This is a genomic window from Sphingomonas sp. EU05-FHT14C10, from assembly GCF_058790595.1.
Genome location: NZ_JBYTEN010000014.1, coordinates 1 through 14,365, shown reverse-complemented (window position 1 = coordinate 14,365; position 14,365 = coordinate 1). Strand labels below are relative to the sequence as shown.

Annotated in this window: 13 protein-coding genes; 2 read left to right on the top strand and 11 right to left on the bottom strand. The window is 67.0% G+C overall.

Annotated features, from left to right (window positions below; translation table 11 throughout):
* Positions 1-13: 13 nt before the first annotated feature.
* The 10 genes from clpS to AC3WT0_RS13705 all read right to left on the bottom strand — a co-directional run bounded on the left by clpS (position 14) and on the right by AC3WT0_RS13705 (position 11,145).
* Positions 14-343: an ATP-dependent Clp protease adapter ClpS gene (clpS, locus tag AC3WT0_RS13750; RefSeq protein WP_492753968.1), complete on the bottom strand. Its 330-nt coding sequence runs from the start codon at positions 341-343 to the stop codon at positions 14-16.
* A 193-nt stretch (positions 344-536) separates the two neighbouring features.
* The gene (locus AC3WT0_RS13745; RefSeq protein WP_492753967.1) at positions 537-1,304 is read right to left on the bottom strand and encodes a phasin family protein; all 768 of its coding nucleotides are present in this window, start codon (positions 1,302-1,304) and stop codon (positions 537-539) included.
* 155 nt (positions 1,305-1,459) lie between these two features.
* Positions 1,460-2,173 carry a hypothetical protein gene (locus tag AC3WT0_RS13740; RefSeq protein WP_492753966.1) on the bottom strand — a complete coding sequence of 238 codons (714 nt, stop codon included), beginning with the start codon at positions 2,171-2,173 and terminating at the stop codon, positions 1,460-1,462.
* A 92-nt stretch (positions 2,174-2,265) separates the two neighbouring features.
* Positions 2,266-2,574 (bottom strand): hypothetical protein, encoded by a 309-nt coding sequence (locus tag AC3WT0_RS13735; RefSeq protein ID WP_492753965.1) that lies wholly within the window; start codon positions 2,572-2,574, stop codon positions 2,266-2,268.
* Positions 2,575-2,713: 139 nt separating this feature from the next.
* Entirely contained in the window at positions 2,714-3,283 is a 570-nt protein-coding gene (locus AC3WT0_RS13730; RefSeq protein ID WP_492753964.1) for a hypothetical protein, read from the bottom strand.
* Positions 3,284-3,573: 290 nt separating this feature from the next.
* Positions 3,574-4,389: an ATP-binding protein gene (locus AC3WT0_RS13725; RefSeq protein ID WP_492753963.1), complete on the bottom strand. Its 816-nt coding sequence runs from the start codon at positions 4,387-4,389 to the stop codon at positions 3,574-3,576.
* Between the two features lie 29 nt (positions 4,390-4,418).
* A complete protein-coding gene (locus tag AC3WT0_RS13720; RefSeq protein WP_492753962.1) occupies positions 4,419-6,335 on the bottom strand; it encodes a tetratricopeptide repeat protein in 1,917 nt (638 codons plus the stop codon).
* Entirely contained in the window at positions 6,316-7,674 is a 1,359-nt protein-coding gene (prsR, locus tag AC3WT0_RS13715; RefSeq protein ID WP_492753961.1) for a PEP-CTERM-box response regulator transcription factor, read from the bottom strand. Before prsR ends, AC3WT0_RS13720 begins: the two co-directional genes overlap by 20 nt.
* Positions 7,674-9,755: an XrtA/PEP-CTERM system histidine kinase PrsK gene (gene prsK, locus AC3WT0_RS13710; RefSeq protein WP_492753960.1), complete on the bottom strand. Its 2,082-nt coding sequence runs from the start codon at positions 9,753-9,755 to the stop codon at positions 7,674-7,676. Before prsK ends, prsR begins: the two co-directional genes overlap by 1 nt.
* Before the next feature lies 1 nt (position 9,756).
* The gene (locus AC3WT0_RS13705) at positions 9,757-11,145 is read right to left on the bottom strand and encodes a TIGR03013 family XrtA/PEP-CTERM system glycosyltransferase (protein ID WP_492753959.1); all 1,389 of its coding nucleotides are present in this window, start codon (positions 11,143-11,145) and stop codon (positions 9,757-9,759) included.
* A gap of 187 nt (positions 11,146-11,332) precedes the next feature.
* On the opposite strand from AC3WT0_RS13705, the gene AC3WT0_RS13700 reads away from it, so the two are divergent.
* Positions 11,333-12,400 (top strand): mannose-1-phosphate guanylyltransferase/mannose-6-phosphate isomerase, encoded by a 1,068-nt coding sequence (locus AC3WT0_RS13700; protein ID WP_492753958.1) that lies wholly within the window; start codon positions 11,333-11,335, stop codon positions 12,398-12,400.
* A gap of 99 nt (positions 12,401-12,499) precedes the next feature.
* Here the strand turns inward: AC3WT0_RS13700 and aqpZ are convergent, their stop codons facing one another.
* Complete coding sequence (gene aqpZ, locus AC3WT0_RS13695) at positions 12,500-13,222, bottom strand: aquaporin Z (RefSeq protein WP_492753957.1); 723 nt, start codon at positions 13,220-13,222, stop codon at positions 12,500-12,502.
* Positions 13,223-13,371: 149 nt separating this feature from the next.
* Here aqpZ and AC3WT0_RS13690 point away from each other — a divergent pair, with 149 nt between their 5' ends.
* The gene (locus AC3WT0_RS13690; RefSeq protein WP_492753956.1) at positions 13,372-14,298 is read left to right on the top strand and encodes a LysR family transcriptional regulator; all 927 of its coding nucleotides are present in this window, start codon (positions 13,372-13,374) and stop codon (positions 14,296-14,298) included.
* Positions 14,299-14,365 lie beyond the last annotated feature (67 nt).

The window sequence follows — 14,365 nt, the reverse complement described above, 5'->3', positions numbered from 1 at the left end:
GAAAATCAGCCGATCAGGCCTTTTCGAGCGTGCATTGCAGCGGGTGCTGGTTCTCGCGCGCGAAGTCGATCACCTGAGTCACCTTCGCTTCGGCGACTTCGTAGGTGAAGACGCCGCACACCCCCACGCCCTTCTGGTGGACGTGGAGCATCACGCGCGTCGCGGCCTCCATGTCCATGCGGAAGAAGCGCTGGAGAACGAGCACGACGAACTCCATCGGCGTGTAGTCGTCATTGAGCATCAGCACCTTGTAGGGGGCAGGCTTCTTGGTGCGCGTCCGTGTGCGCGTGGCGACGCCAAGGCCGGTGCCGTCCTCGTCCTCGCCATCCTTGTGGGTCGCCATAAGGGGTTCGATGCTTTGGGTCATTGCGTGTCAGAATATGGCAAGCGCCGAAGCGAGGGCAAGGGCGGTTGAAGGGTTAAGATGCGATAGAGCGTGTTGAATCGCGCGCGGCGCAGGCGTTTCGCGCCGAAAGAAAAAGGGCCGCCCCGATATTCCGGGACGGCCCTTTCAATGCTTTACGAAGTTCGGACGATCAGGCGACCGTCTTGATCTTCTCCGCCGCCACCGCGATGCGGTTCGACAGCGGCTGGAACACGTCGCCGGCCAGCTTCAGGAAGGCTTCGGTGTTCTTCGAGCTTTCGGCGACGAAGCTGTCGAAGGCCGAGCGCGCATATTCGCTCTGCAGCTGGAACAGCTCGGTCGGCGACTTGACCGACGCGAAGCTCTTCATCGCGGCCGTGGCCTTCTCGTAATTCTTGCGGGCGGTGTCAGCGGCCTGCTGGCCGAGGGCCTCGGCGCCCTTCGCGGCGACCTTGGTCGATTCGACCACGGCTTCGAGGTTGCCCTTGTTGAACTCGTTCAGTTCCTCGACGAGCTTGGTGCTCTTCTCGAGCGCGGCCTTGGCACGCGCGTTGAAGTCACCGAACAGCGCCTGGCCGCGCTCCACGGCTTCGTTGGCGATCTTGGTCACGGTCTCGGTCATTGCGGTCGTTCCTTTCTGCGCGGCAGCGGCGATCGCCGGAGCAGCGGGTTTCTTCAGTTGCGGCTTGAGGGGCGTCTTCGAGGAAACCGGGCCGGCGGGACGCTTGACCGCCAGCTTGGTAACCGCCGGCTTGACGGGAACAGGTTTCGCCTTCGGGGCCGGCGCAGAAACCGGCTTGGCGACCTTGGCCACGGCCGGCTTCACCGGCGCGGGCTTCGTCGCCTCGACCTTGACCGCAGGCTTCACAGCCGCCGGCTTTGCCGCGGCCTTGGGGGCCGGGGCGCCATCGGGCGCGGTCTTGTTCGTCTCGTCGCTCATTTCAGGCTCCCGAAAAGCTTGAACGCTCTTCTATGTTGCAATGCACAATATAGGAGCGTGATTCGCTTTTCAAGAGTTTTTGTGCAGTGCAACAAAAATGCAATCTGCTCGTCCGGCGCGGGAACGCGTGCCGGCTATATTGCATGTGAAGATAGCTACTTACCGGAAACCATGTCCTGATCCGTCGCAAGTTTCGCCCCGCCCCGCGCAAGCGCTTCAACGCGCAGGCGTGGAAAAACATCTTCGAGCGGCTTGGTGTCGGGCATCACATAGACATAGCCGCCCTTGCGCAGGAAAAGCGGACGCACGGTCTTGCCGTAGAAGGCGAGCGGCACGTTGATGCAGCCGAAGGTGATGCGATTGTCGTCAGACGTCGGCGACAGGAGTCGCTCGCGCCGGTGCTCTTTCTTGCTGGCGCCCGGCGGGATCGGATGGAGCGCCACAGACGTGGCATAATCGACCCACAGCACCCTTTCCTTGCCGGCGGCGAGGCCGAACTTCGCAAGGAAGCGCCCGGCCGGCGTCGTCTTTTCGGCGGGGCCGATCTCGGCGAGGTTCTTGCTGCCGATACCCGGCGTCGCCTCGTCGCCCGTCGCGACACCGATCAGCACGGGAACGGCGCCCACCGCCTTCCCCTTGGCGCTGAACAGGAAGAGCGAGGCGTTATTCTTGTCGACGATGGCGTAGGGCAGCCCGCGATTGTCGCCCGATGCGGCGATCCAGTCGACGACGCGCTCCGCATCCGGGGACGGCACGATCGCATTTTTCCTGACCGGCGCGGCTTCGGACTGCGACGGCGCCGGTTCGGACGGACGGGCGGCCCCTGCGGCCGGTGTGGCTGCCGCCAGCGCCAGGAATAAAGTGATCATCGACTGGAGCGCTCACAAGAAAAGCGTGGCCGCCCCGAGGAGCGACCACGCGTTATAGTCAAACTCTGATCAGCCGTTGCGGCTGCATCCGGTCAGTTGCGCGACCGCTTCTGCTGCTTCTTCTGAAGCGCGACGATCTGCTGCTCGGTCCCGTCCACGCGGGTGGTGAGCTGGTCGATACGCTGGCCGTTATTCTGCGCCGCCTGCGACGCGGCCTGAGCCTCTGCGAGGGCCGATTTGGCCGTGCCGTCGGTTTCCTGCAGCTTCGTCTCGAGTGCACCCACGCGCTCGCTGACCGGAGCGATCTGCTCGCGGACATAGGATTTGGTGGCGCAGCCGCCCAAGCTGATCGCGCCCACCAGAATGACGATGGCGGGGGCAAGTTTCACAGTTCGCGACATGCTAATTTCCAATTGTTGACCCAACCGCTCGTAAACAGCGCCCGCGCGCGGTTGTTCCGCCGTTTACCTCAATCCAACGGCGCGTCGCCTCGGTTCGGCGCATGACGGGGCGCCATCGAAGCTATCGAGGAACAATCCGTCAGGGGCTGGGGCGGCGCTTCGGGTCCGATGCGAAAGGATCTTTCGGTATCTTGCCCGATCGCTTTTCGACCTGCGCGTCGGCCGCCGGCTTGGCTCGCTGCGCCTCGACGCAGCGCCGCAATTCGGTAACCGCCGCACCGCTCCCGTCGAGCGCCAGCTGTTCCACCGGCGTGCTGCCGCGATAGATGTTGAGGGTTTTGGACGCCGCGAAATAGGTCGGAAACTTCGTCTCGAAATTGGTGACGAACCCCCTCTTCCCGTCTGATGCCATCCCCACCGCGAAATGATCGGGATAGGTGCCGCTGGACAGGCGAAAGCTCAGCTTCAACCGATCCTGCGGCTTGATCGACCAGTTGTCGTTCAGGACAGAGAGATGGTTGGCGCCATCGATGTCGAGGCCGAGAAGCAGCGTCGTGCCCCCGACGCCGTCATAGGCCTTGGTGATGAAGCAGCCATTTCGGTCCTTGTTGGGCGCGACCGTCCAGCCGCCGATGTCGCGTGCGGCATAGTCCTGAGCGAAGGCGGGCGCGCTCGCGAACAGCGCGGCGGCGAGCGACCAGGCCATCATGCGCGAAGCCGCGCGTTCGCAACGAACCGGTGATATCGAGGAGGATTGTCCTGACAAATTATACTCACTCATCTGCGTGATCGAGCAGCACCGGACGACAACGCCCCTCGCGACCGCCCGATGCGATCCTAACGCGCATGATCGCGATTAGTAACTCCCGCACTGCGCCTTCGGCCGGTTAGCCTTACGAGAAGGGCCGGCATTCAACTCAGATCGTCATTGCGAGCGCAGCGAAGCAATGACGGGAAAGCCACCGTTCCACCATCTGCGGATGGGGATGACGATCGGGATCATATCCGCTTCCCCGCGCGCCCGGCGAGCTCGGTCACATATTGCCAGGCGATGCGTCCCGATCGGCTGCCGCGCTGCGTCGCCCATTGGACCGCATCCGCCGGATCGAAGGGCAGGTCGTAGGCGGCGGCATAATGTTCGATCATTGCCAGATAGGCCTGCTGGTCGACATTGTGGAAACCGATGCTGAGGCCGAAGCGGTCGGCGAGCGCGAGCCGGTCGTCGACCACGTCGCGCACGTTGATCGCGCTGTCCTGCTCGGCGATGTCGCGCGCGACGATGTGGCGGCGGTTGGACGTGACGTGCAGTCGCGCATTGTTCGGTCGCGCCTCCGCTCCGCCCTCGAGCAGCGAGCGGAGCACCCGCGCACCCGCGCCATTGGCCTCGAACGCGACATCGTCGACGAAGATCGCGAACGCGCGCTCGACGCCGGCCAGCGCCGCGAACAGCGCGGGCAGCGTATCGAGCCGGTCGCCGTCGACCTCGATCAGCGCGATCCCCGCGCCTTCCGATTGCAGCGCGCCGACCACCGATTTGACCAGCGCCGATTTGCCCGTGCCGCGCGCGCCCCACAGCAGCACGTCATGCGCGGCGTGCCCCGTCGCCAGCCGCTGCGCATTTTCGAGCAGCGTCGCCTTCTGCGCGTCGATACCCCAAAGCATGTCGAGCGGCAGCGGACGAAAATCGCGCAGCGCCACCAATACGCCGTCGCGCCAGCCATAGGCCGGATGGGCCAACGGATCAGCGGCAGCCGGCGGAGGGGGCGCCATGCGCTCCAGCGCGGCGGCGATGCGGGCGAGATGATCCTCGGTCATGCCCCCCTCTAGCCGCGCGCGGGGTCCCGCTACAATTCCCCGCCGGCCGAACGCGCGCGTGCCAGATGCTGGCGAAAAGCTGGATCGTTCGGCGCGATCGCCAGAGCCTGCTCGATCAGCGCGACACCATAGGCCCGGTCAGCCCCGCCTTCGGCGATGATCGTGCCCAGCGTGTCGGCGAGCGCGGGGCTGGCGGGCTGGCGACCAAAAGCGAATTGCGCGAAGCGCAGCGCGCGAGCCTGATCCCCTGCCCCGTTCGCAGCCCAGGCGGCATTGTTGAGCAGCAGCAAATCGCCATTGCCGATGCGCAGACGCACCGAATGGATCACCGCTTCCGCCTGCGCCCACGCGCCCGCCGCAAGCATCGCGTCGCTCGCCGCGTTGAGCGCGGGGATCGAGCGCGGATTCTGCGCCAGGAACAGGCTGAGCGTCGCCGCCCCTGCCGCCGCGTCGCCTGCGTGCGTCTGCGCGTCGGCAAGCCGCAGCGCGACGCCCTCCGAAAATTGCAGCGAGGCGGCGTCCCTATAGGCACGCGCCGCTTCGCCCCAGCGCTGCATCGCCGCCAGCACGTCGCCTACCAGCATATGCGCGCCCGGCGCGCCGGGATTGCGCCGGAGCAAACGCTGCGCCTCGGCCAGCGCCGCGCCACCATTCCCGGCGATCATCAGCCCGCGCGAATAGCGCGCGACGGCGCGCGCATCGCCGCCCGCCGCTTCGGCTGCCAGCGTCGTGAGCGGCGTGGCCGGATCGATCGGGCCTCCGTCGTTGCCGCGAGCGACCGCCGCACGATCGAGGAAGGGAGCGGCCGCCACGCGATCGCCCAGCCGTTCATACGCGCGCCCGGTCAGCAGCAACGCATAGCTGTCGCCGCGCGACGCAAGCGGCGCGAGCGCCTCGATCGCCGCCGCCGGATCGCCCGCCCGCCAGCGCGCCAGCCCCAGCAGCCGGCGTGCAGCGAGATTGTCGGGCTGCTCGTCGAGCAGATCGTCGAGCTGGTTCGCTGCCTGCTCGAATGCGCCTTCGTGGATCGACAATGTGGCTGAAAGCAGCATCGCGCCGGGCACGCCGTTCAGGCGTTCCCCCACGCGATTGAGCATGTTCCGCGCGAGATCGAAGCGCCCCGCGCGCGCCGCCATCACCGATTGCAGGTAGAGGACCCGCGCATTGCCCGGATCGATCGCCAGCGCCGCCCGGCAGGCCGCGATCATCGCCTGATAACGTCCCAGATCGCCCAGCGTCGCCGCCTTCTCGATCAGCGCGGGCGCATATCCGGGATCGATCGCGATCGCCTGATCGAACCAGGGCAAGGACGCGACGAGGCCGAACTGATCGCGCACCATCTGCCCACGCACCAGCAACACCTCGGGATCGCGAGGATCGAGCTCAACCGCGCGCGCCGAAGCCTCGATCGTGCCGGCCATCTCGCCCGTGTCGCGGCGGAAGCGGGCAAGATCGATCCACAAGGCAGCATTGTCGGGCGCCCGCCGCAGCGCCTCGCCAAAATCGGCAACGGCCAACCCATTGTCGCCCAGCATCGCATGCGCGCGGGCGCGGATGCGCGCAGCGTAGACGGCATAGCGCGCCGGAATGTGGACGGCATCCGCTTCCGCGAGCGCGGCCTGCGCCTGCCCCTGAAGCAGCAGCGCTTCGGCGAGCAGATGATGGCTTATGGCGGCGGGAACGCCAAGGCTCCTGGCCTGTCCGATCTCGCCTGCTGCCGCCACGCCGTCGCCAAGCAGCAGCGCCGTCCGCGCCAGCAGCAATCGCACCGTGGGATCGCGCGGATCGGCGCGCACCGCATTCATGAAATGGACGCGCGCCTCGCGGGGATGATGCAGCCGCAGCGCCGCCAGCCCCGCCACCAGATCGGCACTCGCCGACGGCGCTGCGCCCAGCAGCAACAACGCGCCGGCAAGCGCCGCCAGCCTAGCTGGCCGAGATGTCATATTGCTTGAGCAGATCGTAGAGCGTCGGCCGGCTGATGCCGAGCAGCTTGGCGGCGTTCGAGATATTATTCTCGCTCCGCGCCAGCGCGCGACGGATCGCCTTGCGGTCGGCCTGCTCGCGCGCGGCCTTCAGGTTGATCAGATCGGCTTCCTCGGCATCGCCTTCGAGATCGAGATCGGCCGCGGCGACGAGCTTGCCGTCAGCCATGATCACCGCACGCTTCAACCGGTTCTCAAGCTCGCGGACGTTGCCCGGCCAGCTCCAGCGATCGATCGCGGTGAGCGCATCGGGTGTGAAGCCGCGTACATTGGGGTTCATCTGCTTGGCGAAGCGGCCGAGGAAGTGGCGCGCGAGCAGGCCCGCGTCGCCCGGCCGCTCGGCAAGCGCGGGGATCTTCACGACGATCTCGGCGAGGCGGTAGTAGAGATCCTCGCGGAAACGCCCGTCGGCGATCATGCTTTCGAGATTCTGGTGCGTGGCGCAGACGATGCGCGTATCGACGACGATCGGCTTGCGGCCGCCGATCCGCTCGATCACGCGCTCCTGCAGAAAGCGCAGCAGCTTGACCTGCAGGGGCAGCGGGATGTCGCCCACTTCGTCGAGGAAGAGCGTGCCGCCCTCGGCCATCTCGATCTTGCCTTCGGTGGTCTTGATCGCGCCGGTGAACGCTCCCTTCTCATGCCCGAACAATTCGGACTCGAGCAGGTTCTCGGGAATGGCGGCGCAGTTGATCGCGACGAAGGCGCCCTGGCGCCCGCTGGCGTCGTGGAGGCCGCGCGCGAGCAGTTCCTTGCCCGTGCCGCTCGCGCCGAGCAGCATGACCGAGACATTGTTGCCGGCGACGCGCTCGATCGTGCGCGCGACTTTCAGCATTTCCGGCGCGCCGGTGATCATCCCGCCGAGCACGCTGTGGCTGCCGTTCATGCTTTCGGCGAGGCGGCGATTCTCGGCCTCGATCGCCTGAAGGTGGAAGGCGCGGCGGACGATCAGGCCAAGCTCGTCGATGTCGACGGGCTTCTGGTAGAAATCATAGGCACCGCCTGCGATCGCGCCCAGCGCGCTTTCGCGCGCGCCGTGACCTGATGCGACAATGACCTTGGTATCGGGCGCGAGGCTGAGGATCGCCTCGAGCGTCGCGAAGCCCTCGCTCGTCCCGTCGGGATCGGGCGGCAGGCCGAGATCGAGCGTCACTACCCTGGGTTCGGCAAGGCGCAGCGCATCGATCGCCGACTGGCGATCGCCCGCGACGATCACTTCATAATCCTCATAGGCCCAGCGCAGCTGGCGCTGGAGGCCCTGATCGTCCTCGACGATCAGGAGGCGGGGCTTGTCGCTCATCAGGCGGCCTTTTCAACTAGGTTGTCAGGGGAATCACGCGTGTATGCGGGCTGGGGCAGCACGACGGTAAAGCGGCTGCCTTCGCCTTCGCGGCTTTCGACCTCGATCCGGCCGCCCATCGACATGACGAGGCTGCGCGCTTCGTAGGCGCCGATGCCGAAGCCGGCCGCCTTGGTGGACGCGAAGGGCTTGAAAAGCTGCGTTCGGACGAAATCGGCCGACATGCCGTGGCCGCGGTCGAGAATCTCGATCAGCGCCTCGAGCCCGCGGCGGCGGACGTTGAGGCAGACGGGCTCGCCAGGGGGGCTCGCGTCGATCGCATTCTGGACGAGGTGCCCGATGACCTGCTCGAGCCGCGCCGGATCGGCGAGCGCGAAGAGGTCCGCCTCGCCCGTCAGCGTGATCGGGTGAAGCGGGCGCTTGGCCGCCGTCACGCCTTCGACCGCCGCCATCAGCGGCACCGGGCGCGGCTCGGCCGGGCGCGCCTTGTTATGCTGCGACAGGCGCGCGAGCAGATCGTTCATCCGCGTCGCCGAATCCTTGAGCGTCGCGATCATGTCCGCCCGGAAATCGGGATTGGCGGCATGGCGTTCGGCATTGCGCGCGAGCAGGCTGATCTGGCTGACCAGATTCTTGATGTCGTGCATGATGAAGGCGAAGCGGCGGTTGAACTCGTCGAAGCGCCGCGCCTCCGACAGCGCCTCGGCCACGCGCGCCTCGGCCAGATAGCTGCCCGCCTGCCGCCCGACGACGCGGAGCAGATCGAAATCCTCCCAGTCGAGCCGGCGGCCGATCACCGGACGCGCGAGCAGGACGACGCCGGCGAGCCGGTCATAATGGACGAGCGGGACGGCGGCCCAGGCGGCGGGCGATGCCAGCATCCATTCGGGCAGCAGCCCGGCGTCCGGCCCCTGCCCGCTGCGCGCGGCGTCGAGCTCGGCGATCCGCCCCGTCGCCTCGAAGTGGCGGAGCAGATCGCCGTCGCCCGCCTGCACGGGGACGTCGGCGCCCGGCCAGTTCCAGCGCGCCTGCGTCGACAGCCCGCCGCTGTCGTCGGGGAGCAGCAGCAGCCCGCCGGGGGATTCGGTGATGTCGGCGATCGCCTGCACCACGCGCTGGTCGAGCGAGCCGCTGACAGCGCCGGGGCGGCCCATCGTCTCGGTGAAGCGCAGCCATTCGGTGCGATAGTCGTAGCGATGCTGGAAGAAATGCTTGGCGATCTTGACCTTGAACCAGGCGCGGAACGGCGCGACGGCAAGCAGCAGCAGTACCGCAATGGTCGATCCGAAGACGAAAGCGACCTGAACGCCGCGCGCGGCCTCGCCCCCGAAGCGTTCCAGCGCGGCGGTGACGACGACCATGACGACGAGATAGGCGCCGATCGCGACGAGCGAGAGCGACTGGAAGGCGACAGTGCGCGACAGCCGGACGGTCCATGTCTCGCGCCGCCAGGTGGCGAGCGCGAAGATCGGCGCGAGCAGCACCATCATCAGCCCGCGCAACGCGAAAATCTCCTGTGTCCAGCCGCTCGCCAGATAGGCGACGGTGTAGAGCTGGAGATCGTAGGTCCACATCACCGCGAGCGCGGTCATCGGCAGGCGGATGCCCGCGCGCGCGCCGGGCGCGGCGGCGGTGTAGAGATTGTGGACGAGGACCAGCGCGCCGATCGTCGCGGCGAGGCGCAGCACGACGGCGGCATAGGCGATCGCCCCGCCGATCGCGCGATCGGCGATGTCGGGATCGAGCGTGAGATCGAGCAGCATCTCCGCGCCGATCACCAGCGCGACGACGCCGTAGAGGGCGGAGACCGCGCCCTTGCGCTGATCGCCCTCGCCCCGCCTGAGGATGAGGAACATGAAGCCGAGCCAGCCGAGGTCGCGCAGGCTTTCCGCGAGGCGCGCGACCATCGCATCAGGCGCGATGATCGCCGAGGCGAAAGCCCAGAGCGCGGTCAGCCCGAGTGCGGCGGCCAGCATGCGTCGCTGGCTGGTCGGCGGCACGAGCCGGACCTGCCAGGCAGCGAGCGCCGCGAACAGCGTGGCCGCTGCCGCATGGCCCCAGATGCCGATGATCGTCAGCATCTCAGCGCGCTCCTTCCGGCCAGAGGATAACCCGCGCGGTCTGGAGCAGGATCAGCAGATCGAGGAAGGGCGTGTAGTTCTTGGCGTAATAGAGGTCATATTCGAGCTTGCGCCGCGCATCCTCGATCGAGGCGGCATAGGAATAGTTGATCTGCGCCCAGCCGGTGATCCCCGGCTTCACCATATGGCGTTCGGCATAATAAGGCAGGCGCGTCTCGAGATCGGCGACGAATTGCGGACGCTCCGGACGCGGGCCGACGAAGCTCATCTCGCCTTTCAGCACCAGCCAGAGCTGGGGCAGTTCGTCGATCCGCGTGATGCGCAGCAGGCGGCCGATGCGCGTGATGCGCGGATCATTCTCCTCCGCCCATTGCGGGACGCCCGGCGCCTCCGCATCGACGCGCATCGAGCGCAGCTTCACCAGCGTGAAATTCTGCCCGTAGAGCCCGACGCGGACCTGCCGGAAAAAGGCCGGTCCCCGGCTGCCCAGCTTCACCGCCAGCGCGCCGAGGAGGAGAAGCGGGAAGGTCAGCACGAGCAGGCACAGCGAGGCTGCGAGATCGAACAGGCGCTTGGCGAAACCCGACAGGCGGCGGCCCGACGAGAAGCCGTCGGAGAAGATCAGCCAGGAGGGATTGACGCTGTCGAGATCGACGCGCCCCGTCTCGCGCTCGAGGAAAGTCGACATGTCGTTGACATGGACGCCGGTGGTCTTGATCCGCAGCAGATCCTGAAGCGGCAGCGCGTTGCGCCTTTCCTCGAGCGCGAGCACGACTTCGCTCGCGCCGAGCAGCACGACATGATCGGCAAGGCTGTTGATCGCATCGCGATTGATCGCTTCGCCGATCAGCTGCTTGCCGTCGTTCATCGCGACATAGCCGACGATGACGAAGCCCGCGCCGCGCGCCGCCGCCAGATCGCGGATGCGCATCGCGCGCCGGCCGGCACCGAGGATGATGATCCGCCGCTTGAAGCCGGGGCCGCGAAAGGCGCGCGCCATCGGCAGGCGGACGCCCACGAGCAGCGCCGACGACAGGATCATCGCGTAGAAGAGGTTGGAGCGCCAAAGGCTGAAATCGGGAAGCAGGAAATAGACGAGCGACAGCAGGATGACGCCCAGCGAGATGGCGACCATCAGCCGGGCGGTCGCAAACCGCAGCGACTGAAGCGCCTCTACCCCATAGACGCCGACGCCGATCATCGTCAGCGACAGGCAGGAAGCGAAGGCGAGCAATTGAGGCGTGCGGCCGGCGAGCGACCCGGCATCCATGCCGATCTGATGCGCGCGCACCGTCCACCCCGCCTCGGCCGCGACGAGCAGCAGCGCTACATCGAGCAGCCAGAGCGCCAGCACCGCATGCGGCACATAATGTTTGAACAGCCTTATCATCGGCGCGCGCGACCCGGCCCTGCCCCACCTGTAAGAGATTCCGACACGGCCGGCAGTGTCGGCGAAATTGACAAATATTTCCTGAAGGCGGGTTTGGCGGAGCCAAAGGGGGCGTGGCGGGTTCTTTCCGCGGGGCGGGTCCATCCCCCCGTTTCGCGTGGAGAATTTACTGTTACATGATCAACGCATGAGCCATTCGGTCACCCCCGTCATCCTGTCCGGCGGCGCCGGCACGCGTTTATGGCCGATGTCACGCGCCGAGCAGCCCAAGCAGTTCCTGGCGCTGACGGCGGCGCAGACGATGCTTCAGCTGACTGTGTTGCGTACCGGCGACGATGCGCGCTTCACGCGCCCCATCGTCGTCGCGAACGGCGCGCATGCCGAGACCATCGAGCATCAGCTCGAACAAGTCGACATCAAGGCGGCGCGGCTGATCCTCGAGCCCGCAGGGCGCAACACCGCGCCGGCGATCGCGCTGGCGGCTTTCGCTGCGCCGACCCCCGACGCGCCGCTGCTGGTGATGCCGAGCGATCATGTGATCGACGATGTCCAGGCCTTCCACGATGCGATCGAGGCGGCCTTGCCTTATGTTGACGAGGGCTGGCTCGTCACCTTCGGGATCGAGCCCGACGCGCCCGAGACGGGTTACGGCTATATCCGCATCGGCGAGCGACTGACCAACCGCGTCCACCGCGTCGACCGGTTCGTCGAAAAGCCCGACGCCGTGCGCGCGGCGGCGATGCTCGCGGAGGGCGATCATGTTTGGAACGGCGGGATCTTCATGTTCCGTGCCGATGCCTATCTCGATGCGCTCGCCCATCACGAACCCGCCGTGTTCGAAGCGGCGCGGCTGGCGATGGCCAAGGGCACGCGCGAGGGCATACGCCTTTATCCCGACGCGCAGGCCTTCGTCGCCTCGCCGTCGATCTCGATCGACTATGCGGTGATGGAGGCTTCGGATCAGGTCGCCGTCGTGCCGGTGACGATGGGCTGGTCCGACGTGGGCTGCTGGGATGCGCTCCATACGCTCAGCCAGCAGGACGAAAGCGGCAATGCGATCGGCGGCGACGTGATCGCGATCGATACCGAGGGCTGCCTGATCCGCACCGACGGCCCGTCGATCGCGACGGTGGGGATCAGCGACCTGATCGTCGTCGCCAGCGGGGGTCACGTGCTGATCCTGCCGCGCGGCAAATCGCAGGAGGTGCGCAAGATCGTCGATGCCCTCAAGGCGCGCGCGGCAGAGAGCGGATGATCATCTGAGCTGCGTCATTGCGAGCGGAGCGAAGCAATCCAGTCCAGCGTCGAACTGGATTGCTTCGTCGGCTTCGCCTCCTCGCAATGACGGTGGCGATCAGTCCCCGACGATCGGGGGCGCTCCGGGCTCCGGCGCGACGGTGCGATAGACGACGCCGCCGAGCAGCCCGCCGATGATCGGCGCGACCCAAAACAGCCAGAGCTGGTGCAGCGCCAGCCCGCCGACGAGCAGCGCCGGCCCGGTGCTGCGCGCCGGATTGACCGAGGTGTTGGTCACCGGGATGCTGATCAGGTGGATGAGCGTGAGCGCCAGCCCGATCGCGATCGGCGCGAAGCCGGCGGGTGCGCGCTTGTCGGTCGAACCCAGGATCACGACGAGGAAGCCGCAGGTCAGGATCACCTCGATCAGGAAACCCGACAGCAGGCTGTAGCCGCCCGGCGAATGTTCGCCATAGCCGTTGACCGCGAGGCCGGTGGGCGTGAGCACGAAATCGGGCCGCCCGCTGACGATCAACAGCAGCAGCCATGCCGCGATGATCGCGCCGACGACCTGCGCCACGACATAGGGCAGGATGTCACGCGCCGGGAAGCGGCCGCCGGCCCACAGGCCGATCGTCACCGCCGGATTGAGGTGACAACCCGAGACATGGCCGATCGCATAGGCCATCGTCAGCACCGTCAGGCCGAAGGCGAGCGCCACGCCCGCAAAGCCGATGCCGAGATCGGGAAAGGCCGCCGCGAAAACCGCGCTGCCGCAGCCGCCGAAGACGAGCCAGAATGTTCCGAGGCTTTCTGCAAAGAGTCGCTTAAGGTCAGGCATGATCAATCTCCCCTCACCCACACGTCTGCGCAGGATGTTGAAAAGTGGAGGACTTGGCAAGCAATGCTTGCCGATCCGGCCTGTCCCTATAGGATAGGCTGCAGGCGGACGCGCCTTGTCCAAATGTAAAATTATGAGAGCCGCGCATCATGGCCAATCCCGGCACGCCGACGATCGACCAGTTGCGGATCTTCCTTGCCGTGGTGGACGCCGGCAGCTTCGCCGAGGCGGGGCGAAGGCTTAACCGCGCCGTCTCGGTGATCAGCTACGGCGTCGTCAATCTCGAGCAGCAACTGGGCGTGACGCTGTTCGAGCGCGAGGGATCGCGCAAACCGGTGCTGACCACCGCCGGGCGCGTGCTGCTCGCCGAGGCGCGGACAGTGACGCAGGGCGTCGATGCGCTGCGCGCCACGGTGAAGGGGCTGCTCGACGGGCTGGAGGCCGAGGTCGACCTTGCCGTCGACGTGATGCTGCCCGCCAACCGGCTGGGCGGCGTGCTCAAGGCCTTCGCGCTCGAATATCCGACGGTGTCGCTGCGCCTGCATGTCGAGGCGTTGGGCGCGATCACGCAGATGGTGCTCGACCGGCAGGCGGTGGTCGGCATTTCAGGACCGCTCGCCGCCGGGGTCGAAGGCGTCGATTGCATGGCGGCGGGCGCGGTGCCGATGGTGCCCGTGGCGGCGCCCGATCATCCGCTCGGGCGGCTGGAACGGATCGCGCCCGGCATGGGGCGCAACTTCACCCAGCTGGTGCTGACCGACCGGTCGCGCTTCACCGAGGGGCAGGATTTCTCAGTGCTCAGCCACCGGACCTGGCGGCTGGCCGATCTGGGCGCGAAGCACGCACTGCTCCGCGAAGGGATCGGCTGGGGCAACATGCCGCTGCCGATGATCGAGGAGGATCTGGAGAAGGGCCGGCTCGTCAGGCTCCACATGCCCGATCATCCGGGCGGCATCTATCGCTTCGCGGGCGTGTGGCGGCGCGACACGCCGCCCGGCCCCGCCGCGTCATGGCTGCTCGATCAGTTCGTGCGGCTGGGCGCGGACGACAGCGACCAGGGGCTGCCGGATATCTAGAGTCCGTTCGGGGGCGGCGCCGGCCCTGTCTCTTCTCCACATCTGACGCTGCCGACGAGTTGGATGA